The sequence below is a fragment of the Vibrio sp. A1-1 genome, assembly GCF_021728175.1.
GTDB lineage: Bacteria > Pseudomonadota > Gammaproteobacteria > Enterobacterales > Vibrionaceae > Vibrio > Vibrio diabolicus.
The window spans coordinates 220,811-242,793 of sequence record NZ_JAKKCL010000006.1 but is presented as its reverse complement, the minus strand read 5'-3'; the positions used below and the strand labels follow the sequence as shown (position 1 = coordinate 242,793).

At 47.2% G+C, this 21,983-nt stretch carries 23 protein-coding genes, 1 rRNA gene and 1 riboswitch; of the genes, 15 read left to right on the top strand and 9 right to left on the bottom strand.

Annotated elements, in window-relative coordinates; genetic code table 11:
* Positions 1–87, bottom strand: a 16S ribosomal RNA gene (locus L3V30_RS11725); the annotation flags it as partial.
* Between the two features lie 482 nt (positions 88–569).
* Entirely contained in the window at positions 570–1,094 is a 525-nt protein-coding gene (locus L3V30_RS11720; RefSeq protein WP_145534167.1) for a DUF3087 domain-containing protein, read from the bottom strand.
* 160 nt (positions 1,095–1,254) lie between these two features.
* On the opposite strand from L3V30_RS11720, the gene trmY reads away from it, so the two are divergent.
* Entirely contained in the window at positions 1,255–1,854 is a 600-nt protein-coding gene (trmY, locus tag L3V30_RS11715) for a tRNA (pseudouridine(54)-N(1))-methyltransferase TrmY (protein ID WP_005459965.1), read from the top strand.
* An 80-nt stretch (positions 1,855–1,934) separates the two neighbouring features.
* Here trmY and L3V30_RS11710 read toward each other — a convergent pair whose 3' ends face one another.
* Together L3V30_RS11710 and L3V30_RS11705 are read right to left on the bottom strand one after the other, a co-directional pair.
* Positions 1,935–3,278 carry a TldD/PmbA family protein gene (locus tag L3V30_RS11710; protein WP_237308974.1) on the bottom strand — a complete coding sequence of 448 codons (1,344 nt, stop codon included), beginning with the start codon at positions 3,276–3,278 and terminating at the stop codon, positions 1,935–1,937.
* Positions 3,278–4,663: a TldD/PmbA family protein gene (locus L3V30_RS11705; RefSeq protein ID WP_237308973.1), complete on the bottom strand. Its 1,386-nt coding sequence runs from the start codon at positions 4,661–4,663 to the stop codon at positions 3,278–3,280. The genes L3V30_RS11710 and L3V30_RS11705 overlap by 1 nt, the downstream gene beginning before the upstream one ends.
* Positions 4,664–4,975: 312 nt before the next feature.
* A riboswitch (TPP riboswitch) is annotated at positions 4,976–5,083 on the top strand.
* Between the two features lie 97 nt (positions 5,084–5,180).
* Between L3V30_RS11705 and thiD the strand changes: the two genes are divergently transcribed.
* The 8 genes from thiD (at position 5,181) to L3V30_RS11665 (ending at position 11,632) form a co-directional block, all read left to right on the top strand.
* On the top strand, positions 5,181–6,041 hold the full coding sequence (gene thiD / locus L3V30_RS11700) for a bifunctional hydroxymethylpyrimidine kinase/phosphomethylpyrimidine kinase (protein WP_182035863.1): 861 nt from the start codon (positions 5,181–5,183) through the stop codon (positions 6,039–6,041).
* Positions 6,031–6,789 carry an ABC transporter ATP-binding protein gene (locus tag L3V30_RS11695; RefSeq protein WP_237308972.1) on the top strand — a complete coding sequence of 253 codons (759 nt, stop codon included), beginning with the start codon at positions 6,031–6,033 and terminating at the stop codon, positions 6,787–6,789. Before thiD ends, L3V30_RS11695 begins: the two co-directional genes overlap by 11 nt.
* Positions 6,782–7,582, top strand: a complete 801-nt coding sequence (locus L3V30_RS11690) for an ABC transporter permease (RefSeq protein ID WP_005391855.1) — start codon at positions 6,782–6,784, stop codon at positions 7,580–7,582. The genes L3V30_RS11695 and L3V30_RS11690 overlap by 8 nt, the downstream gene beginning before the upstream one ends.
* Before the next feature lie 22 nt (positions 7,583–7,604).
* The gene (locus tag L3V30_RS11685) at positions 7,605–8,555 is read left to right on the top strand and encodes an ABC transporter substrate-binding protein (protein ID WP_025522827.1); all 951 of its coding nucleotides are present in this window, start codon (positions 7,605–7,607) and stop codon (positions 8,553–8,555) included.
* An 18-nt stretch (positions 8,556–8,573) separates the two neighbouring features.
* On the top strand, positions 8,574–9,236 hold the full coding sequence (tenA, locus tag L3V30_RS11680) for a thiaminase II (protein ID WP_021484408.1): 663 nt from the start codon (positions 8,574–8,576) through the stop codon (positions 9,234–9,236).
* An 18-nt stretch (positions 9,237–9,254) separates the two neighbouring features.
* Positions 9,255–10,046 carry a hydroxyethylthiazole kinase gene (thiM, locus tag L3V30_RS11675; RefSeq protein ID WP_237308971.1) on the top strand — a complete coding sequence of 264 codons (792 nt, stop codon included), beginning with the start codon at positions 9,255–9,257 and terminating at the stop codon, positions 10,044–10,046.
* Between the two features lie 63 nt (positions 10,047–10,109).
* Complete coding sequence (gene thiE, locus L3V30_RS11670; RefSeq protein ID WP_237308970.1) at positions 10,110–10,724, top strand: thiamine phosphate synthase; 615 nt, start codon at positions 10,110–10,112, stop codon at positions 10,722–10,724.
* 182 nt (positions 10,725–10,906) lie between these two features.
* Positions 10,907–11,632: a phosphatase PAP2 family protein gene (locus L3V30_RS11665; RefSeq protein ID WP_193246579.1), complete on the top strand. Its 726-nt coding sequence runs from the start codon at positions 10,907–10,909 to the stop codon at positions 11,630–11,632.
* Positions 11,633–11,702: 70 nt separating this feature from the next.
* Here L3V30_RS11665 and L3V30_RS11660 read toward each other — a convergent pair whose 3' ends face one another.
* Positions 11,703–14,150 (bottom strand): molybdopterin guanine dinucleotide-containing S/N-oxide reductase, encoded by a 2,448-nt coding sequence (locus L3V30_RS11660; protein WP_237308969.1) that lies wholly within the window; start codon positions 14,148–14,150, stop codon positions 11,703–11,705.
* Positions 14,151–14,172: 22 nt separating this feature from the next.
* Entirely contained in the window at positions 14,173–15,267 is a 1,095-nt protein-coding gene (locus tag L3V30_RS11655) for a NapC/NirT family cytochrome c (RefSeq protein WP_005459939.1), read from the bottom strand.
* Positions 15,268–15,537: 270 nt separating this feature from the next.
* Between L3V30_RS11655 and L3V30_RS11650 the strand changes: the two genes are divergently transcribed.
* From L3V30_RS11650 to L3V30_RS11630, 5 genes are all read left to right on the top strand, one after another.
* Entirely contained in the window at positions 15,538–16,053 is a 516-nt protein-coding gene (locus L3V30_RS11650; RefSeq protein ID WP_140121972.1) for a GNAT family N-acetyltransferase, read from the top strand.
* A gap of 9 nt (positions 16,054–16,062) precedes the next feature.
* Positions 16,063–16,794, top strand: a complete 732-nt coding sequence (locus L3V30_RS11645) for a glucose 1-dehydrogenase (RefSeq protein ID WP_225461493.1) — start codon at positions 16,063–16,065, stop codon at positions 16,792–16,794.
* Between the two features lies 1 nt (position 16,795).
* Positions 16,796–17,266, top strand: coding sequence for a GNAT family N-acetyltransferase (locus L3V30_RS11640; protein WP_237308968.1), 471 nt, complete (start codon positions 16,796–16,798; stop codon positions 17,264–17,266).
* A gap of 118 nt (positions 17,267–17,384) precedes the next feature.
* Complete coding sequence (locus L3V30_RS11635) at positions 17,385–17,852, top strand: HAD family hydrolase (protein ID WP_104972190.1); 468 nt, start codon at positions 17,385–17,387, stop codon at positions 17,850–17,852.
* A 33-nt stretch (positions 17,853–17,885) separates the two neighbouring features.
* Positions 17,886–18,398 carry a GNAT family N-acetyltransferase gene (locus tag L3V30_RS11630; RefSeq protein ID WP_182034229.1) on the top strand — a complete coding sequence of 171 codons (513 nt, stop codon included), beginning with the start codon at positions 17,886–17,888 and terminating at the stop codon, positions 18,396–18,398.
* Here the strand turns inward: L3V30_RS11630 and L3V30_RS11625 are convergent.
* From L3V30_RS11625 to L3V30_RS11615, 3 genes are all read right to left on the bottom strand, one after another.
* Entirely contained in the window at positions 18,382–18,909 is a 528-nt protein-coding gene (locus L3V30_RS11625; protein WP_054866721.1) for a hypothetical protein, read from the bottom strand. The genes L3V30_RS11630 and L3V30_RS11625 overlap by 17 nt on opposite strands.
* Before the next feature lie 238 nt (positions 18,910–19,147).
* Positions 19,148–19,432, bottom strand: coding sequence for a hypothetical protein (locus L3V30_RS11620; RefSeq protein ID WP_047009765.1), 285 nt, complete (start codon positions 19,430–19,432; stop codon positions 19,148–19,150).
* Between the two features lie 67 nt (positions 19,433–19,499).
* A complete protein-coding gene (locus L3V30_RS11615; RefSeq protein WP_152813794.1) occupies positions 19,500–20,399 on the bottom strand; it encodes a DMT family transporter in 900 nt (299 codons plus the stop codon).
* Between the two features lie 92 nt (positions 20,400–20,491).
* On the opposite strand from L3V30_RS11615, the gene L3V30_RS11610 reads away from it, so the two are divergent.
* Positions 20,492–21,928, top strand: coding sequence for a PLP-dependent aminotransferase family protein (locus L3V30_RS11610; RefSeq protein ID WP_237308967.1), 1,437 nt, complete (start codon positions 20,492–20,494; stop codon positions 21,926–21,928).
* Positions 21,929–21,983: the final 55 nt, after the last annotated feature.

Genomic DNA, 21,983 nt, shown 5'->3' with positions numbered 1-21,983 from the left:
GGTTCAGATAACTCGTTTCCGCTCGACTTGCATGTGTTAGGCCTGCCGCCAGCGTTCAATCTGAGCCATGATCAAACTCTTCAATTTAAGATTTTGTTCGGCTCAATGAATACTGAACATTACATAAAGTAATGTTTGAATTGACTGTGCTGAATCTTTCGATTCAATGGTCACTTCGTTTCATTGAAACCTAATTTGATACCGCTCTTTATTAAGAGAAATATCTAATTGGATTATCGTCAACGAGTGCCCACACAGATTGATAGGTTTATATTGTTAAAGAGCTTGCTTCGTAAGCTTTGCTATCGAAGCGGAGGCGTATTCTAAGGAATTAACTTTCAGTGTCAAACACTTTTTTAAATTAATTTTTAGAAGCTTTCTTTCGCCTTATTGCCAATTGCTTTTGCGTTTCCGCTTTGCCCTGACAACGGAGGCGCATTATAGGGAGATGATTTTTCTTGGCAACCCCTTTTTAGAAAAAAACTTAAAAAAAAGCATCGAGTGATTAAATCTCACTCAAACGCTTAATTTTAGCACTCAGTTGTTAACTTCAAGTAGCAAATAGGCAATCAGTATGTGTCTACCCAGCTCTCTTTAAAGCTGGTGATATCAAGATCCAGTGATTGCGCCGCTTCGATTTGCTCAATTGCCTCTAATTCTTTATTTACACTATTCATCGTCAATGTGTTGTTGTCTAACTCAAACACTTGTTGTTGAGTTTTGTAATAGAACTTAAGCGTAGTGAGCGCTTTTACATCGTCATTGCTCGCGGCTGCTTTAATGCTTTTTAGTTTACGAAATATTTTGTTGTGCAGTTGCTTGAGCTTCCAAACGTACAGCACCTCTTCCATGTATGGTCGAGTTTTAATTTGATTCAATAAAGAGAGGGAAGTTGCGACTGCGAGAACGACACCAATCAAATTCCAATGAAAGTTTCCCGTTGATTGTTCAGGTACGACTTCAGTGTTGCCAAACAAAACAATAAGCAAGGTACTAAAGGCAAGAGATGAGATAGCGAGCAACGCAACAAAACCGCCAATCACCAGGTTTACTTTCTTTTTATAAATGTCTTTATTTATCTTTTTGATTTCCATATACCGCTCCTAACAGGGTTGCCTCCTATTCTAACCAGCACACTCCGCACGACAATCGAAGCTTTGTAAGTAAGTTCACATTTACTATTAAACTCGCATCCCTTCCCTGCTTGGGTATATACTTCCGCGCATTCACTCTTCCTATATAGAGACTAAATTCATGCGCTCTTTTGTTTTACGAGCTCGCGCGGCGCCAACCACCAGCAAAGCACTATTAGAAGGTGTTGGTAACGAGGCGCATACCGAGATCCTTGCTCATACCATGATGAACACCATGTTCGTGGCACAATCTCACCGTGAAGATGTGGTTGTCCACTTGGTATTAGAGAGCACGAAGGATTACTCGCGCACGATTACCATTCGCTCCAACGACATTACCAATATTGGTGGTTTTCACGAGTCAACGTTGATCGCTGCCGTTGCCCGTGCGTTAGACGCATCTGTTGGTATGGGTAAAGAGCAGCTTCGCGAAGTTGAACCGGGTATTACGGTTCGTACAGTAAGCTTCGAACGCTTGGTTCAAGAACTAGCCGAAGATCACCAGCTTTATATGTTGGACAAGAAAGGCGAATTTGTTCGTGACGCAGAAATTGGTGAAAATCCATGTTTCTTACTAACCGATCACATTCCGATGCCGAAGAAGTCGTTCAACAGCTTGAAGCGCCTAGGTACTGAGAAAATTAGCCTTGGGCCTAAGATGCTGTTTGCTTCTCAGTGTGTAGTACTGATCCACAACGAACTGGATATCCGCGAATTCTAGTTATTCGCGTACACGTTGCTAGATGATGAAAGAGGACTCGATTGAGTCCTCTTTTTTGTTTCTGATTTTCTATGCCGCGCTTATTTTCCGCCAATACTCAAGCGAGCAAAACGCACATCTGGTGCGAAGAAAGTGCGGCTATCATTAATAAGCTGGGTATCACCCACAGCTTCTACTTCTTGCAGCATCTTATAGAAGTTACCGGCAACTGTAATTCCGCGCACAGGTTGAACACGTTGACCATCACGACACAAGAAACCACTCGCACCAAATGAGAAATCACCACTGACAGCATCTGCACCAGAGTGAACCCCTTGCAGTTCCACTAATTCTAGGTATTCACCTGCTTTGACTTCTGGCGCACTGCTGTTGCCTGTCGCAATCACTTTGTGATTCGCTGACACGTCTAAGCTCGATTTTGCACCGCGAGCAGCACTTGCCGTCGACACTGCACCCAAATAACTCGCTGTTTGGCTATTGTGCAATAGCGTATTCAGTTGGCCATTAGCGATCAACACATTGTCTTGGGTGGCAAAACCTTCACTATCAAACCCTGCGATAGCCATACCATTCGGCATGTATGCCGCATCGGTAAAGGTAATCAAGTCACTCGCAACACGTTGACCAAGCTTATCACCCAGTGGCGTAATGCCTTTCATCGCGCTTACACCAGAGAAAGCACTGCCGAAAGCACCGAATAAACTTGCCAGCGCATTGATGTGGAAAATAGCGGGGTAGTTACCCGTCGCAACCGGTACACCTTCAAGAAGATCACGAGCAAGGTTATAACCGCCTTCTATACAATAAGCTGGATTCAACTCATCAAAACGGCGACCTAGCGACATTCTTCCCGCCATCGACTGTTTGCCGTCTTTTTCAAACAGGGTATACGCGTAACAAGTGAACGATCGCTCGAAATGTTGACATAACGTACCTTGAGTATTCGCGATGATGAGCTGAGTTTCACCGTCACTGTAACCATTGTATGGTGAGCTTGAAGCGTGAGGCAGAGCCACAACACCTTGCTCAAGCGCAAGGGACAGTTCAATTTTCTCATCGACCGATGTGGTATCGTCTTGCGCAATTTCTGCAATATCAGTGGTGATTTGGCTGTTCACGCAACTAATGCTCTGATGTTCATCTTGCTTGGAAAAGCGAGCACTTTGCAGCGCGTTTGTGAGCATCAAATCTAAACTTGGTTGCTCGAGTGATTCAGAATAACTTGTCGCGACACGAGCATCTTTAATAACTCGAACACCCAGCACTTGACTTGAGCTTACTTTGTACTCATCCAGCTTGCCTTGGTTTGCTTTCAGCGAAAAGCTGCTGTTGCAGTTTACAATGACGTCCGCTTCTGCGCCTTGACGCTTTGCTTCTGATAGTACGTAATCAACCGCATTAAGAAGTTGTTTTTCTTGGCTCATTAGTTACCGCCTCCTACCAGAATATTATCTACTTTCAGTGTTGGCTGACCGACTGTTGTTGGTACTGAACCACTTACTGAACCACACATGCCCGGCGCAAGCGCCATGTCTTTGCCGACCATGCTGATTTCTTTCAACACTTTTGGACCCGTACTGATCAGCGTTGCTGTTTTCAGAGGTTTGGTGATTTTGCCATTTTCAATGAGGTAAGCTTCACGAACAGCAAAGTTAAACTCGCCCGTTCCCGGTTGAACCGAGCCGCCGCCCATCTTCTTCGCATAGATACCACGTTCGATACCTGCCAGCATGTCGTCAAGTGAATGCTCACCTTCTTCGATAAAGGTGTTACGCATCCGCGAGGTTGGTGCGAACTTGTAGTTCTGACGACGACCAGAACCCGTAGGCTCATAACCTGTCTTCATGCCACCCATTTTATCGACCATAAAGCTGGTTAGCTTACCGTCTTTGATCAATTGAGTTCGCTGAGTCTTCATGCCTTCGTCATCAACATGAATCGAACCCCATTCGTTGGTCATGGTGCCATCATCGACAGCATTCACTGCAGTGTGAGCAACCATTTCGCCCATTTTGTCGTGGAATACGGACGCTTTCTTCGCAACCGAAGTGGTTTCTAGTAAGTGACCACACGCTTCATGGAAGATAACGCCGCCAAAGCCGTTACCAATTACCACTGGCATTTCACCTGATGGACAAGCATCAGCGCCAAGTTTCACTAACGCTTGCTGCGCGATAGTTTGACCCAGATATTTCGCATCAAGCTGTTCGCTGAACTCCCAACCAGCAAGAGCGCCAGGACCTTCCATACCAGAAGACTGCTCATTACCTTTTTGAGCAACGGTGTTACCCGCCACACGAATGTAGTGACGCGTATCGTCTACATGCAAACCTTCTGAGTTGAAGATAGACACTTGCTGCTCGCGCTGAAGCACACTACCAATGAACTGGCTGATGTACTCACTTTCTGCACGCGCAGCTTGGTCAACTTTCAATAGAAACGCGATTTTTGAATCTAAGTTGGCATCCTGACGTAACGGCATGCGGCAACCGTGTTGGATTGGGTAGCGGTTCAAATTTAAAGAACCTGCTGACGCGATTTGTTCACGCTTGTCTTTTGCCGCAAGCAATGAGGTTACGCGTTTTAGCTCGGCTTCGTCCGTGCTATTGGTGTATCCATAAAGCACTTTGTGACCGAAGAAGAGGCGAATACCGATACCAAAATCAATCCCCGAATTGACCTTGTCCACCTCACCAGATGCGATCTGGACGGTGTTAGTTTGATGATGTTCAACGAATAGTTCAGCGAAATCAGCCCCTAAAAAGAGAGCATGATCGATCACTGACTTCGCTGTTGCAGAATTAAGCATGAAGTCTCCTTGCTCGATGATCGTCTTAGCCTTCCTAATTAACTGTCGAAAAGTTCAACAAAGTTAAATTGGCAACGCGTTAAATTTTAACAGTTTTTTAACCTTGTTTTGTGCTAATCCTTGCTTAACGAGACCACGATTATTTATTAAATATTCCAGGTTCAGCTCTTTCACCAGAGCGTTGCACTAGTAAATTCCACACGACGAACCATTTAGATGCTTACTCTATCACTCACCTCGCATAATTGAATACTCAATAATAATTACTCTCAAAAAACGTATCCCTTCTACAAGGGTCCTGCTATCATCCGAGCGAAATAGTCGGGGGGCCACGCGATAAGCGTTGGCTGAGATCGAGATTCGAGACCCGTTGAACCTGATTCAGTTAGCACTGACGTAGGGAACTATGCGCACTTTGCCTTTCGCCGCTCCTCTTTGGCGAGCGATAACGATCGAACAATCGATCTATCCACAACGGTCAAAGTCAGTTCCTATACGTCTTGTAGTAGGAGCGACCATGACGCAGCAATCACAGCCATCTTTACACCAGGCACAATCACCTATAACCACCCCTGTTGTCTTAACCATCGCAGGCTCCGACAGCGGCGGCGGCGCAGGCATCCAAGCCGATATCAAAGCGATGTCCGCAACTGGCAGCTTTGCCTGCTCAGTGATTACCGCCATCACCTCACAAAACACGCAAGGCGTTTCTGCGATTTTCCCTATTCCTCTTGATCACGTTGAAAGCCAACTCGATGCAGTGTTTACCGATCTCAATATTGTGGCGGTAAAAGTCGGCATGCTGGCGGATTCGAACATCATTAAAGTCGTTGCTAACAAGATTAAGCAATACCAACCTAAACATCTTGTGATTGATCCCGTCATGGTCGCCACCAGCGGCGATTTGCTACTTGAGCAATCAGCAATCAGCACATTAAAAGAAAAACTAATTCCACTGGCAGACATCATCACTCCTAACCTGCCAGAAGGTGCAGCATTGACGGGTAAGCCAGTGCCTCAATCAGAATCTGAAATGAACGATATGATTACCGACCTTCGTGCACTTGGTGCCAAAGCTATTCTGCTCAAAGGCGGTCATCTTGAAGAAAATGAAAACAGCAACGATCTGCTGATCATGCAAAACAGTGCGGAGTTAATCAGCGCCAAGCGTTTTCCGACCAAAAACACCCACGGTACGGGCTGTACACTGTCTTCCGCCATTGCGTCTTACCTTAGTCAAGGCAACAACCTGCACAAAGCGGTGCACCTTGGTAAGCAGTACATCAGCCAAGCTATCGCACACGCGGATGAATTGGAAGTGGGGAAAGGTCACGGACCAGTGAACCACTTTTTTGCGGGTCATACTTATGTTCGCTAATGCGATTGGCATTCAGCTTTCCGATGCTAGCCTGCGATACAAAGATAGCCAAACACCGACTTTAGCAGGAATGAACATGACCATTCCCGTCGGTAAATGGACGGTATTACTCGGACGAAGTGGCTGCGGGAAAACCACGATATTGCGTTACTTAGCTGGCCTACTGGATGACCAAGTTGATTGGCATGGCGAACTCATCACAACAGATGGCGCCGCACTGCATGACCGTGTCGCTTACATGGCTCAGCAGGATTTATTGCTACCGTGGCTTAACGTGCTGGATAACGTCTGCCTCAGCTCGCGCTTTTCTCACGCCAATCCAAATTCAGTGGATGAGAAGCAACGAGCTCTCAACTTGTTAGAGCACGTTGGGTTGGCAGATTACGCTTACGCCAAACCCGCTCAACTCTCCGGAGGTATGCGACAGCGCGTAGCCCTTGCTCGCACTCTGATGCAAGACAAACCTTTGGTTTTGATGGATGAACCTTTCTCGGCATTGGACGCCGTGACTCGCCACAAATTGCAAACTCTCTCTGCCGAGCTACTAAAGGACAAAACCGTTGTCTTGATTACGCACGACCCACAAGAAGCGGTGCGATTGTCACACCAACTCTATGTGTTGCAAGGCACGCCTGCTCAAGCGCAGCACTTGGTTGTTCCGGACTCCAAGCCACCAAGATCTCTCGATGGAGAGTGCGCAGCGCTACAGCAGGCGATTTTGGATCAGTTGGAGAAAGACTATGAGTGATATGACTCAGTACAACTCCGTTTCGGCGCGTATTAGTAAAAAGGAACGCGTGACTCATCCGGCGTTGCGTCTGCTGATCAGCGCAGCCGTGATCTTAGGTTTGTGGCAACTCATTGTAGTGGTGTTTGACATGCCAAGCTTCATCTTGCCTTCGCCAATTGAAGTATTGGATAGATTAGTCACTCGATACGACGTGCTACTCAAACACACTTGGGTAACGGCACAAGAGATCCTACTTGGCCTCGCACTCGGCTTATCGATGGGTTTGCTATTCGCTTTGCAAATGCTGATGTTCGAGCCGCTCAAACGCTGGCTATTGCCGATTCTTATCGCTAGCCAAGCCATTCCAGTATTTGCTATCGCGCCCGTGTTGATGCTGTGGCTCGGTTACGGCATCGCATCGAAAGTAGTAATGGCGGCAATCATCATCTTTTTCCCCGTCACGACATGTTGCTACGACGGTTTACGCAATACACCAACTGGTTACCTCGATCTTGCCAAAACCATGGGCGCATCAAAATGGCAATTACTGCGCCATATTCAACTACCTGCCGCCCTACCAACGTTAGCGTCTGGTATTCGTGTTGCCGTAGTTATTGCGCCGATTGGTGCCGTGGTAGGTGAATGGGTCGGCTCAAGTGAAGGCTTGGGCTATCTGATGCTCCAAGCTAACGCTCGCATGATCATTGATGAGATGTTTGCGGCGCTGTTTATCCTCGCCGCGTTGTCTATCGCACTCTATTTCACTACTGACAAATTACTGAAAAAAGCCATTCCCTGGGAAAACAAATAGGGAAAGAAAAAGGAAGAACCCCGTGAATAAAAACAAACTTATGAGCGCTGCTGCTCTGCTCGCTTCAATCGTTTCAACTAACGTACTTGCTGCCGAAAAGGAGCTTACTTTAATGCTGGATTGGTTCGTTAACCCGAACCATGGCCCTATCGTGATCGCACAAGAGCGCGGCTACTTTAAACAGCAAGGTTTGAAGATCAATATCCAAGAACCCGCCGACCCAAGCACTCCACCCAAACTAGTTGCGGCTGGCAAAGTCGATATGGCGATTTCATACCAACCTAGCCTGACCATCGACGTAGCGGCTGGCTTGCCATTAATTCGCTCTGCGACCTTGATTGCTACTCCCCTCAACACATTGATGGTGTTGGATAACGGCAAGAACGACAACCTTGGCGACCTTAAAGGCAAGAAGATCGGTATTGCGATCGCAGGTAACGAAGAGGCGACAATCGGCACCATGCTTGCGCAGGAGAACGTGAAGTTTTCTGACGTGCAAATCATCAACGTCGGTTGGGCACTCTCTTCCTCTCTTGCCTCAGGGAAAGTAGACGCTATTTGGGGCGGCTTGCGTAACTTCGAAACCAACCAACTTGCGCTAGAAGGCTACAAAGCCAAAGCCTTCTTCCCAGAAGAGCACGGCGTACCAGCGTATGACGAACTGGTGTTTGTGGCGAATGCAAAAACCTACGACAAAGCGGCTATTAAAGCGTTCAACAAAGCGCTGGAGCAAGCGACCACTTACATCGTCAACCATCCTAAAGAGTCTTGGAAAGAGTTTGTCGCTTACTCACCAGACACGCTAAACAACGAGCTCAACCAACGCGCTTGGAATGACACGTTAACTCGTTTCGCGCTTCGCCCATCAGCAGTTGACCTAAAACGCTACGACGATTACGCCGAGTTCATGTACTCACAAAAAATCATCGAAACGCTACCAAAAGCGAAAGATTACGTACCGAGCTTTGACTAATTACGAGGCAGTCTCATTATGAAATACCAAGATTTGATCGACGCTTGCCGCCAAGATTGGCAAGAATACACCGAGCATGCCTTCGTGCAGCAATTAGCCAAAGGCACACTGGCTCAACCTTGTTTTCTGCATTACTTGAAACAAGATTTCTTATTCCTAAAACAGTACGCGCGAGCTTATGCGCTGGCAATCTACAAAGCACGTACGTTAGACGACATGCGCCGCGCACTACCAAGTGTACATGCGCTTTTAGATTCAGAGATTACCCACCATGTTACCTACTGCGGTCAGTGGGGCTTGACGGAATCTGATCTCGAAAACGAGCCGGAAGATTTTGGCACGGTGGCTTACACGCGCTACGTACTGGATGCGGGAATGACGGGCGACTTAGTTGACTTGTATGCCGCGCTCGCCCCTTGCTCCATCGGCTACGCCGTCATTGGTAAAATGCTGATTGAAGATGAAAACACGGTATTCGAAGGCAATCCTTACGCAAGTTGGATTAACTTGTACGGCGGTGAAGAGTTCCAATCCGGCGTGGCAAGTGGGGCCGAACACTTTAATCAGTTGCTGGCTGAAATCGACATCTACAGCCAGCGAGGTCAAAACCTGATTCAGGTCTTCAAAACCGCAACGCGTATGGAAGTGGCGTTTTGGCAACAAGGTCTAAACGCACAATAAGGTTAATTGGAGAATCTCATGTTAATAGAACAAATCACTCAAGCATTAACCGCAGTGCGTCAGCAAAAGCCTTTAGTCGTGAACATTACCAACTACGTGGTGATGAACAACACGGCGAACGCTTTGTTGGCTATCGGAGCTTCGCCAATCATGGCGCATTCAAAGCAAGAAATGGCAGAAATGATGTCGTTTGCAGGCGCTTTGGTGAGCAACATCGGCACCCTAGACAGCGTTTGGACACCGCGCATGATCTACGCTGTCGAGCAAGCCAACTCGAACGGTAAAATCGTTGTGCTCGACCCTGTCGGTTGCGGCGCAAGTTCACTGCGCACCGAAACCTCGCGCGAAATCGCCCGCCTTGCAAACAAGTTAATCATTCGTGGTAATGCTTCCGAAATTATTGCTCTCGCTGGTGAGCAAGCGCAAAGCAAAGGTGTAGATGCACTCGACAGTAGTGATGCGGCCCTTGGGGCGGCTCACTTCTTAGTTGAAGAATACGGAGCGAGCGTGGTGATCTCCGGCGAAACTGACTACATCGTGACAAAAGAGCAAACCGTACAGCTGAATAATGGTCACGAGATGATGCCATACGTAACCGGAATGGGCTGCACACTGACGGCACTGACTGGCGCTTTCGCAGCAATCGGCGACGAAACAGGCCTTGCTGCGGCAGCGGTGCTTGGCGTTGTGGGTGAAATTGCGGCTGAGCAAGCGCGAGGGCCAGGTAGCTTGCAAATGCATCTTTTGGATGAGCTTTACCAACTGGATGAAGAAACACTGGCAACACGTCTTAAATTACAAGTGAGATAAATCACTTCTCAATGCTTTAAACGCCTCTCACTCCAAAGACAGTGGGAGGCAAAAGGAAACATAATGAACGCCTATCGTTTGTATTTGGTCACCGACGACCAACAAGATTTATCCACTCTCAAACACGTTGTAAGAAAGGCGGTAGAAGGTGGGGTCACCATGGTACAGGTGCGCGAAAAACATGGTGACGTTCGTGCATTTATTGAACGAGCTCAAGCCGTAAAGACGATCCTTGAAGGCACTGGCGTCCCGTTAATCATCAATGATCGTGTTGATGTTGCCCTTGCCGTCGATGCCGATGGTGTTCACTTGGGGCAATCAGATATGTCCGCAACTATCGCTCGCGAGTTGATTGGACCAAACAAAATTCTCGGCTTATCGATTGAGACTGAAGAGCAGCTTGCAGAAGCGGACTCTCTTCCGATTGATTACATCGGTTTAAGCGCGATCTTCGCTACACCAACCAAAACCAACACCAAAAAACATTGGGGTATTGAAGGTTTGAAGATGGCATTAGAGACGACTTCACTACCGATTGTTGCCATTGGCGGCATTAACGAGAGTAACATTCCGCAGCTTAGCGCCACTGGTGTTCATGGTTTGGCTTTGGTTTCTGCCATTTGTCATGCAGAAAACCCAACCAAAGCAGCAGAATACTTACTTTCTCTGATGGATTAAGACCCCAACGCTTAAGGATGAGCGCCTTTACCCTCCGGATAAATGCCATCAATTCATCACTCAACCTTCATTCTCTCGTCAAATTGACAAAGCGTTGATAAGTTTTTCACGCCAGATAACGTAAGATAAGCCCCTTATTTTCACGTGGTTGAATAACCCTCAATAAAAACAAAACGCTCTCAATGAAAACCAAAAAATATGGATTGATGATGCTCGCCTTGTTTGTTCTTGGCATCATCCCAATGTCGCTGTTTGGCTCTTATCACGATCTCACCTCACAGGTGCCTGAAAATCTGGGTATTACTTTTACTTTGCTCACTGACTCTGCTGGCAGCAAAGGCTTTTTAATTACGTTAACACTGCTACTGCTTTCTTTATTTCGCTTTAAGCCAAGTCGCACTGAGTGGATGCAAAAACTCTCAATGTTAGGGCTATTACTTGTGATTGGCTTTGCCAGCAAAACGGGGCTAAAGCTGATGACAGAAAGCCCGCGCCCATACACGGAATTGCTCGCAGCAGAACAATTGATTGAAACACCAGAAACGTTTTATCAGTTAGATACAAAGCAACAAGCCAACGTAATTAACCAGATTTCTGAACACGTCAGTGATTGGCGGACGCGCCATTGGCAAGGCGAGAAAGACTATTCTTTCCCATCCGGTCATACGATTTTCGTTTCGATTTGTCTGGCTTTCTTTGGTGGGTTGTTCTTACAGAACAAGTGCTATATCTCTGCACTGTCATTGTGGATGTGGGGAATGAGCGTCGCATATAGCCGCTTATGGCTGGGCATGCATCGCCCTGAAGATTTAATAGGTTCGGTCTTGTTTGTCGCGATTGTATTTACTTTACTCCCGACATTTCAGATTAAGAAACAGATGCCGTTTGTTTCTCTTGCTTCGCGCTAATGTGAACGATGACTAGATAAAAAAGAAGCCAGCGATTCGCTGGCTTCTTGCTTTCAAGCGCTACTTTTTTCTAGCCATTTTTTGGTGGTTCAAACGCCGTTAGTTCTAATTCTGGGCCAGTGTATTTTTCAATACGAACCAGTGCCGAGTTCGCCGCACAGCCGTTTGCAAGTCGAGAGGTCGGAATATCCAACGTTAACACGTTACAACCGCCGTTCTTACAAATGCCGGTTTTCGGATCCAAGTCCGGCCAACCGCCTTCATGAATACATACTGAACCTTGCTTGATTCTGTCAGTGACTTCTGCGCCAACCAATACTTGGCCACGGTTGTTAAACGCACGAACTAGATCGCCCGTTTTAATACCACGCGCTTTCGCATCTTCAGGGTGAATCCAAATAGATTCACGGTTTGCAATTGCGTACTCTTCGCGAATCTTCGCGTAGTTAAACTGGCTGTGTAGACGATGCGCTGCGTGCGCGGTCATTAGCTGCAACTCGCCATCTTTTGCATTGCCGGTGTACTCGGTTGGTGCCATCCACGTAGGGTGTGGAGGACAGTCTTCCAACTGGTAACCTTCAATGGTTTTCGAGAAGATTTCAATCTTACCACTTGGCGTACCTAGCGGGTTCATGATCGGGTCTTCACGGAAATCCGCGTAACGAACAAACTGTGCGTTCTTCTCGTTCCACTTCATCTCGATCAGTTGGTTATCTTCCCAGAACTTGCTGAAGTTCGGCATCGCAATGCGAGAGCCACGGCCACCTTGTTGCGCCGCTTTGTAGAAGCCGTACAGCCATTCCATTTCGGTTTTGCCTTCGGTGTACACATCACGGCCACCCGGTGCTAACATCTCTGCCATGTCCGCGAATACATCGAAGTCATTACGCGCTTCACCTTGCGGCTCAACCACTTGCTTCATTGGCACCAAGTGTTGGTTACTGTAGTCACCCGTCATCGTTAAGTCGTTACGCTCGAACGATGTGGTGATTGGCAGAACGATGTCCGCATGCTTCGCAGCCGCCGTCCAGTAAGGCTCTGAAATCACGATCAGCTCAGGCTTTTGCCACGCTTTAATCAAGCGGTTGGTGTCTTGGTGGTGAGTAAAGTTCGCACCGCCAGCCCACCAAATCATCTTAATGTTCGGGAACGTCAGTTCATGACCGTTGTGATGGTAGGATTGACCTGGGTTTTCCAACGCCTCGACAATACGCGCCACAGGGAAGCTTTGCACCGCGCCAGACACTGCCCAGTCGTTACCCGCAGAAGAGCCACCACCCAGTGATGCCGAAATCGCAGGAAGTACGCCAGCATCACGAGCAGGGTTACCACCGTTTGAGTAGTGGTAAGAGAAACCAAAACCACCGCCCGGTAAACCGATTTGACCCAACATCGTTGCCAGTGTAACCAGCATCCAGTGACGCTGCTCACCGTATTGTTGGCGCTGCATGCCCCAACCTGCCATCAGCATGGTGCGGTTTTTACTGAAGATCTCAGCCAATAGCTCAAGTTGCTTCGCAGGTACGCCACAGATTTGTGATGCCCATTCTGCTGATTTTTCTACGCCGTCTTCTTCGCCCATCAGGTACGCTTCAAACTTGTCGTAACCTGCGGTGTATTTATCGAGGAAGGCTTTATCGTGCTTACCTTGTTTCACTAAGGTGTGTGCGATACCCATCATCATTGCCACGTCGGTCATTGGGTGAGGAGCAATCCACTCCGCATTCTCGCCAAAGAATTCAATGGTTTCAGAGCGAATTGGGTCAATCGCAATGACCGTCTTGCCTGATTTTTTCAATTGATGGAAGAACTCAAGACCAGCACAGTCTGTTGAGCTCCACGCGATTTTTAGGGTGTTGATTGGGTTTAAGCCCCAAAGCACAACCACATCACTGTGCTCTAGTACCACTGGGTACGTGGTTTGTTGCTCGTACACTTCGATAGAACCCACAACGTGCGGCATGATGATCTGCGCAGCGCCCGTTGAGTAGTCACCCAAGTGGCCTGAATAACCGCCCGCCATGCTCATGTAACGTTGCAGCAAGGTTTGTGCTTTGTGCAGCACGCCACTTGAACGCCAGCCGTAAGAACCAGCAAACACAGAAGCCGGGCCATATTCTTTACGAATGCGCATGTGCTGTTCGTGGATCAGCTTGTAAGCTTCATCCCAAGACACGCGTACAAATTCATCGCTGCCGCGAACGCCTTCGGGAGCTGATGGGTTTGACAAGTAACCTTTACGAACCATTGGGTACTTAACACGCGCTTTAGTGTGCACTTGGTCAGGACCAGTGCTTTGTAGGCTATTTGGTACAGTTTGAGGCAGAGCATTGGTGGTCGAAACCAACTTACCATCTTGTACTTCACACAACATTGGGCCCATGCGGCCCGCCGTTAGAATGCCTTTGCCGCGAGAATTAGAAGACGCAACAGACATAGGTGCAAATGAAGTGAATGCCATTGCACCAGCCGCCATACCAGTGCCTTTTAGAAATCCGCGACGGGTCATATTAGTCATAATCTTATCCTTCTATTTATCGTTAGTGACCAACCACATCTTTCGCGTGGTGCTGGAAGAACTTGGTTAGAATTTCTAGGTTCTCGGCTGAAATATCAGTTCGATCACCCATACTTTTCGCTACCGGTCCCCATGCATTCACTGTGAAGTGATTTGAAGGAATTTTCGCGTGACAAGTTGCACAGTAAACGTTGTCCAACTCTTCTGCGTATGACCATACTGGATCAAGCGTGTCTACAACTGGAGAATCAATAGCACCTGTTAGAGAAACTGCGCGCCATTCGTTGCCGTAAACATCCGCCTCAAATTCACCAGCTTCAAGCGCTTGTTGGCCTTGCTCTGTTAGCGTTGCTACGATGGCACGTTGACCTTCTCCCATGTAAAGCACTTGTTCTGCGCCTTTCATTTGGAATGCATTCAACTTAACAGTGCGGTTGTCGCCTTCCGCGCTCATCACTTCCAGTTTTGTTGTTGGATTGATGGTACCCATTTCACCCATATTAATCGTTGTTACTGGGTAAACTACCTTCGCGTTAGCCGCTGTCTTCGTCGTGAAACTCATCAGCGTTTCGAATGCTTTGCTGTCTAGCTCTGCTTCTGGTGCAAAGTGAGCCACACCTTTGTGACAATCGATACACGTTTGATCGTTCGCTTTCGCGTATTCGTGCATCTTCGCCGCATCGCGTGATTGCTCAAACTCTTCCATTGCATCGAAATCATGACACGAACGACACGTCGCTGAATCGTTTTCACGGAACTGAGCCCATACAGTTTCAGCCATGTCTTTACGATGTGCTTCGTATTTCTCTGGCGTGTCGATCTTGCCTGTCACAAATTCGTGGTAAATGTCTTTCGACGCACGAATTTTGGTGATCAGGTAATCCATTGGTTCTTGAGGAATATGACAGTCAGAACATTCCGCGCGAATGCCCTTTGCATTACTGAAGTGAACTGAGCCTTGATACTCTTTATAAGGGATTTCCATAGAGTGGCATGAGACACAAAACTCAGTGTCAGACGTGTAGTGCATCACCGCTGCACTGCCGCCCAAAGTTAACCAACCCACACCAACGCCAGCAGCAACTAGCAATGCAATATATCGTTTTTTTATTGACATAATTCGCAACACTTCCAAATAAAATGTAATTATAGGTCGCAAATTACTACTTTGTGGGTAGATAACTCTTGATCCACATCATTACCGTGTTGCTCTCTGCGTCTCAAGAATGAAATTTCGTTATTTAGCTCCCATGAATTCATATCTAACGCAAATTTTTTGCACAATTCGACATTCACAACATAAATCACTTTTCTAAATTGAACGGTTTGATCAATAAGCTAAGAGAATGAGAGACTGGCAATTCAACTCGATGCATTAAGGATGTGCATGTCGACTCTCATATCTACACCCAGAACCACAATGAGCCCGATCAGAGCAGAAGATTGGGCGCTATTTCAGCGTTTACATATCGAGCCGAGTGTCATCGCTCTCTGCTTCGATAAACCTGACGAGCGAGTGTTACGCGACAAGTTTGAATCTCGTTTAGCGAGCTGGACACCAGAGTGTGGCCATTGGTTGTGCTTGACCATTCTCGATGCAAATAATCAACAACCTATTGGGATTACGGGGTTTGTACTAGAGGAAGACAAAGCCGAGGTAGGCTATTTGCTGCTGCCCGAGTTTCATGGCCAGCAATTCGGCACAGAAACACTTAATGCTTTGCTGCACTGGGCAGAAACCACGCACGATATCCGCCGCTTTTCAGCTACAGTGACCGAAGGAAATGTCGCATCAGAGCGCGTACTCACAAAATGCGGCTTCGAACTCTCTCAAGTCATTCCAGACGCATACCAAATCGGTGGCAAACACTACGCCGATAAAATCTACTCGCGACAAAAATAAGGACGTATTTTGAATAAAGTAGTCATCGTTACTGGCGCAAGCCGAGGCATTGGAGCCGCAACTGCGAAAAAGCTGGCCGAGCAAGGCTATGCCGTGTGTGTTAATTACCGTGCGCAAAGTGAAGCAGCTCACCAAGTGGTCAGAGACATACAAGCAAATGGCGGAAAAGCGATCGCCGTTCAAGCAGATGTATCTGACGAGCAACAAGTGCTCAACCTTTTCGATGCAACAGAAAATGCACTAGGCTCAGTCACCCATTTGGTCAACAACGTTGGCATTCTATTTACTCAGTCACCGTTGGCGGAAATCAGCTTAGAACGCTTTCAGAAAGTAATGAACACTAATGTGAATAGCTGCTTTCTCTGTTGTAGAGAAGCGGCGAAGCGATTCGGTACTGGTGGCGCAATTGTGAATGTTTCTTCTGGGGCATCACGCTCAGGCGCGCCATTTGAATATGTCGATTACGCCACATCAAAAGGCGCAATGGATACCTTAACCAAAGGGCTATCGCTTGAATTGGCAGACCGAAATATTCGCGTCAATGGCGTTCGACCTGGTTTCATTTACACCGATATGCACGCCGATGGTGGAGAACCAAACCGAGTGGATAGGCTCAGCCCTCAAATTCCACTGAAACGGGGCGGTACGGTAGAAGAAGTGGCGAATGCGATCGCTTGGCTACTCAGTGATGAAGCTTCTTATGTTACAGGCTCTTTTATCGATCTTTCGGGCGGTAAGTAAAATGGAAGTCAACATTCGACAAGCAACTCCTGACGATTTGGATGCAATTTTTGAATTAAACCTACAAATTAACGCACTGCATTTTGCCAACGCGCCTGAAGCTTTTGTAGCGCCTTCGGAAGACGACCGAGCGTTCCTCATTCAGGCTCTCGAGAATGATGAACGCTTGTTTTTAGTCGCAGAACATGAAAAGGAGGTAGTCGGCTTTTTAACCGCGATGATCACTCAGAATGAAACCGTCAGCTTTCTGATCAAAGATCCAATTTGTCGAGTAGGAACGATTGTCGTCAATGAAGAACAAAAGCAGCAGGGTATCGGTCGCCAACTACTTGAGGCCTGTGAGCAATGGGCGCGCGATGCCAATGCTACACAAGTTCGATTAGAAGTGATGGAATTCAATCAACCAGCACAGCGGTTTTACGACAAGCAAGGTTTTAAAACTAACTCACGCATTATGCTGAAACATTTGTAACGATAACGACAATTAAGCGCTTTTCACGACTAAAGCCACCTAAATCGCATTTATCGATGCAATTTATCCCCTGATTTTAGAAAAGACGATATGATGTGCGGATAAAGGAGATTCGAACATGATTTATCTTTTCGATTGGGGGAACACCTTAATGGTGGATTTCCCTCACGCACAAGGAAAAATGTGCGATTGGGAACACGTAGAAACGATTCCTCTGGCCAAAGAAACACTGGCAACACTTTCCCAAAATCATGCTATTTACATCGCGACCAGTGCGTCTGATTCCAACATGGAAGAGGTTCAGCGTGCGTTCGTCCGCGTCGACTTAGACCAGCACTTAAATGGCTACTTTTGTTTTGCCAATCTCGGCATCGCTAAAAACCAACCTGAGTTTTATCTTGCTATCGCAAAACAGCTAGGGGTCAACGTGAGTGAGTTAACCATGGTTGGCGACTTGCCCCATAAAGACATTTACCCTGCAATGCAAGCTGGCGTAAATACGATTTGGTTTAATCCAACAGGAGCCAATGCGCCAGCCGATCCCATTCCGAATCAAATTCGCTGTTTATCTGAACTCGTACCTTAACCATCACTAACCTGCACTAATCAAGGAAGATGAATGCAAATTAGACCCATCCAGGTAAGCGATATCGAGCGCTTTACCGAACTGTGGAACCGAGTCTATGCCGAAGGTAAATACCTGCGCAGTCCGGCTCCAGATAAAGACACCCTGACCAATATTTTACGTCGCGTAGAACTTGAATCGATTCCTCAATTTGTTGCTTTGGACCATCACGTTCTGATTGGTAGTGTAGAGATTTTTCCTGCCGAACTGTGCGGTTATGAAGGCGGTCAACTCACTAGCACAGGCATTTTAGGTATTCATATCGATAGAACATTCAGAGGAAAAGGGCTAGGTAAGCAGCTATTGTCTGTCGCACTTAAAAGTGCCTGGGAATATGGTTACGACACCATTGTACTTAATGTTTATAAGGACAACCTTGCCGCGATAGCGTTGTACGAACGATTTGGATTTGAGCACCATAGTGAACTAGGAGAAGTCACTCTCCCCAATGGCGAAGTGTTGATGAGTCAGAAGATGATGTTAAGCGCGCCTAACAACCCTCAGTAACGTGCCCTCGGACGATAGACTCTGTGGATGCTTGATTTACATAATAGAAATAGCATGCCTCTTCTGCCAAGGTATACCCTTGCGGCCAAATGTACACCACCCGATCAAGACCTGACTGGTCGACAAATTGATAATCGGGAATAGACACAAAGTGGGTACTGTTTGGGTGTTGCTGACCAATAATACAAAAGTCACTGCCTTTGCAGGGAACATCAATTTTGGACACGCCACTCTGCGGCAAATCGATTTCTAATAACGCGCCAATGCTATTGGCGCTCGCTTCTGGCATACCACTTAAGGTTTTTACGTTCCTATCAATATAGTGGACTTGGTTTTGCTCGGCGGCATTGTCTATCGCCACTCGGGCGTTAAAAAATTTAAGCGCGGTACCCAATGACGAATTGGAACTGTGTAGCATCGACGCATAGGCTTGGCGATGAATGTGGAGTAGTGTTGGCAACGCAGCCAAAGCGATGAAAGCCAAAGTGGCAAGCACTATGGTGATTTCCATCAGAGTAAATCCCTTTAATCTCACTTTTTTATCTCAGCAGAATGAATGGTCGTTTGCCTCACATCCATGTGAGACCTTGCCAATATATCGCTGATTTAAAAGGTTTAAAGCCCTAGTAGATGACAAACAAGAGTCATGGGCCAAAGTTGAGACCGCTCGCCAAGTTACTATGCAAACGCACACATTTATGTGTCAACTTTAGGACTTTATTTATCAATCACTTATTTACTGAAGTAGATTACCCGAGTAGTGGAACGTTATTACGAACAAGTCCGCGACGTACGTTAGTGCACATCTTCCCGAAACGGCGGATCTCATCAAACTGCGGAATCACACCCCGCTCCATTGCCGACTCCCAATAAGTAACCTCTGAATCGACCATTTCTAATAATTTCTTTGGACAACCGATGCACTGCCCTTCCGGCCCACACACAAAAGTTTCCGGTTCGTAAATCGGTAGCTCAGCTTTTACTTGCTCGATGATATTACGCATCGCGGTCATTCGATCTGGCTTTAACGTCATCACTCTGCTCCACGGATTAAGATGAAGCAGAATTGTACTCACTGGCACGTGAATGTCCCTACCCAATTTAGGTATATTCTGTTTGAACCGATTTTTTTATCGTCAGCTCTGGCTTTTTAACCACTAGATAGACCGCCGTGGCCGCCAATGCAAAGCCAGAAATGCCCATCCAATCAAACGACTCTCCAAACGCGAGCCAAGCTTGAATCGCGGTTGTTGGCGGCACTAGGTAAAACACAGACGCCACACTCGAAGACGCGCCATTTCTCACCATGTACAGCAGCAGCAGGATAGCCACACAAGAGAGCACGACGACCAACCACAACACGGTCAAAATAAACTCCAGTTCCCACTGAACTTGCATGGTTTCAAACTGCATCGCAACAGGCAGAAACATGATGAGTGCGGCCAAATATTGCACCGTCGCACCACCAACCATATCCACCTGTTGGCAATGTTTTTTCTGATACAGCGTCCCTAACGTGATACCAACCAAAGACAGTAAACAGACTCCAATGGCTAAGAACTTATGTTGCTCAGACTGCCACTCCATGTTTCCCATCAGCACCATGGCGATGCCGACAAAGCCAAGAGCCAAACCCAGCCATTGCGAGGGTTTAAATTCCTCACGAACAAACACCACCAGCAAAGCCGCGGTTAAAATCGGCTGAATGCCCACCAACAACGAACTCAGCCCGGCAGGCATACCCAAATCAATAGCGAAATAAGTGCCGCCTAAATAGAAGCCATGGATCAACACACCCACCACACAGCTGTGCCAGAAATCGCTTCCTGTCGGCAACCTTCTACGCAATACCGCCACAAGAACCAAAAACAGTAAGACATTGAATGCCATACGGATAGAAAGTAGTGTCGCTGGCTCGGCATACTGCAAACCAAAACGCGCACCAACAAATCCAGAAGCCCAAAGGATGACAAATACAAAAGGGATGGCTCGGATTAACATGTTCGCCTCACTCACGCTTGTTTTATGTTTTGAGATGCTGCTAATGTAATTAGGTACAGTGTTTTCAAAAAGTGACAGATGGAAGTGTTTTTATGGGTACAGATTTATTGGGAAGCGGTGAAGGGAATAAGTACCTCTTGGTGGAAAAACACCTCAAACAAGCCATCAATGGTGGCGTTTATCAAGCGGATGATCGACTGCCCTCCATTCGCTCGTTGAGCCAAGAATTAAGCGTCAGCAAAAACACCGTGATTCGTGCGTATCAAGAGTTGGAAGCGCAAAACTTGGTGTACTCGGTTCCCAAATCGGGTTATCGAGTGAAAGTCGCTTTGCCGACCTATCGCTCAATTCCGGATCCGACTCGCGTGGATTTGCTCTCGATCTGCAAAGAAATCCTCACGTACCCTGAATACCAAGAGCGTTTGCCCGCAGGCTCTGCCCACCCAAACATTGACTCCCCCGCGATCAAAAGCTTGTACGCCGAGATTGGCCGCCACAGCCGCCAGCAAACGCATGTACCGAGCCATTACCAATTGCCACCCGGTGATCACCTCTTAATCAAACAACTGGCGAAAATCACGCAAGATTTGGGCACGCCAGCCAAGTTGGATGAGATCATGGTGACGCACGGCGCGCAACAAGCAATTAGCCTAGCGCTGCGCGCAACGACACAAAAAGGCGATATTGTCGCGGTGGAGTCCCCTTGCTATTTTGGCAACTTATTGATGCTCGAATCACTCGGCCTCAAAGTGGTGGAAATTCCGAGTTGCCCACGAGACGGTATGTGCCCCGAAGCCTTAGCAACAGCAATGGCGACATGGGACATAAAAGCGATCATCGTAACGCCAAACTTCACCAACCCAACTGGTGCCATGATGCCGCTAGAAAAGCGCCAGCAATTGCTCTTGGTGTCCGGCAATATTCCTATTATCGAAGACGATGTGTTTGGCGGGTTAAGTTATGATAAGACGTTGCCAAGCTTGAGCTTGCTCGATGACAGGCAACGCGTAATTTACGTGAATTCGTTATCCAAAACGCTCGATTCGCGTTTGAGAATTGGTTGGATGTTAGCGGGGCGATATCGAGATCAAATTGAGCAATATCTACTGTGTGAAAACATGGGCAGCTTGAACCTGATGCAATCAGCCGTGGCAACGTTTCTAACGTCAGGCAAGTATCGAACGCATACTTCGCGAATGGGTCGGGTTTATCAAAACAACATGCGCCGATTTATCCAGATGCTTCATCAATACTTGGATGAATACGAATCTCTAAAACATCGATACCAGATCAACGCCGTGCAAGGCTCGTTCTTGCTTTGGTTGCGCCTGCCCAAAGAAACGGACAGCTATGCGTTGTATCAAGCGTGTAATCAACACAGAATCAGCCTACTTCCCGGTACCGTATTTGGCACTCAAGGGCAATATCGACATTGCGTGCGCCTCAGCGTGGCAAACTTTGGTAGTGAAACCGATTGGAGTCAAGCGATGCAAACATTGGCAAAGTTGATAGCAAAGCATGTCTGTTAACTCACTCTTAATAAATGAACTTATGCCCACACACGCAAACAGGTAACAACAAAAA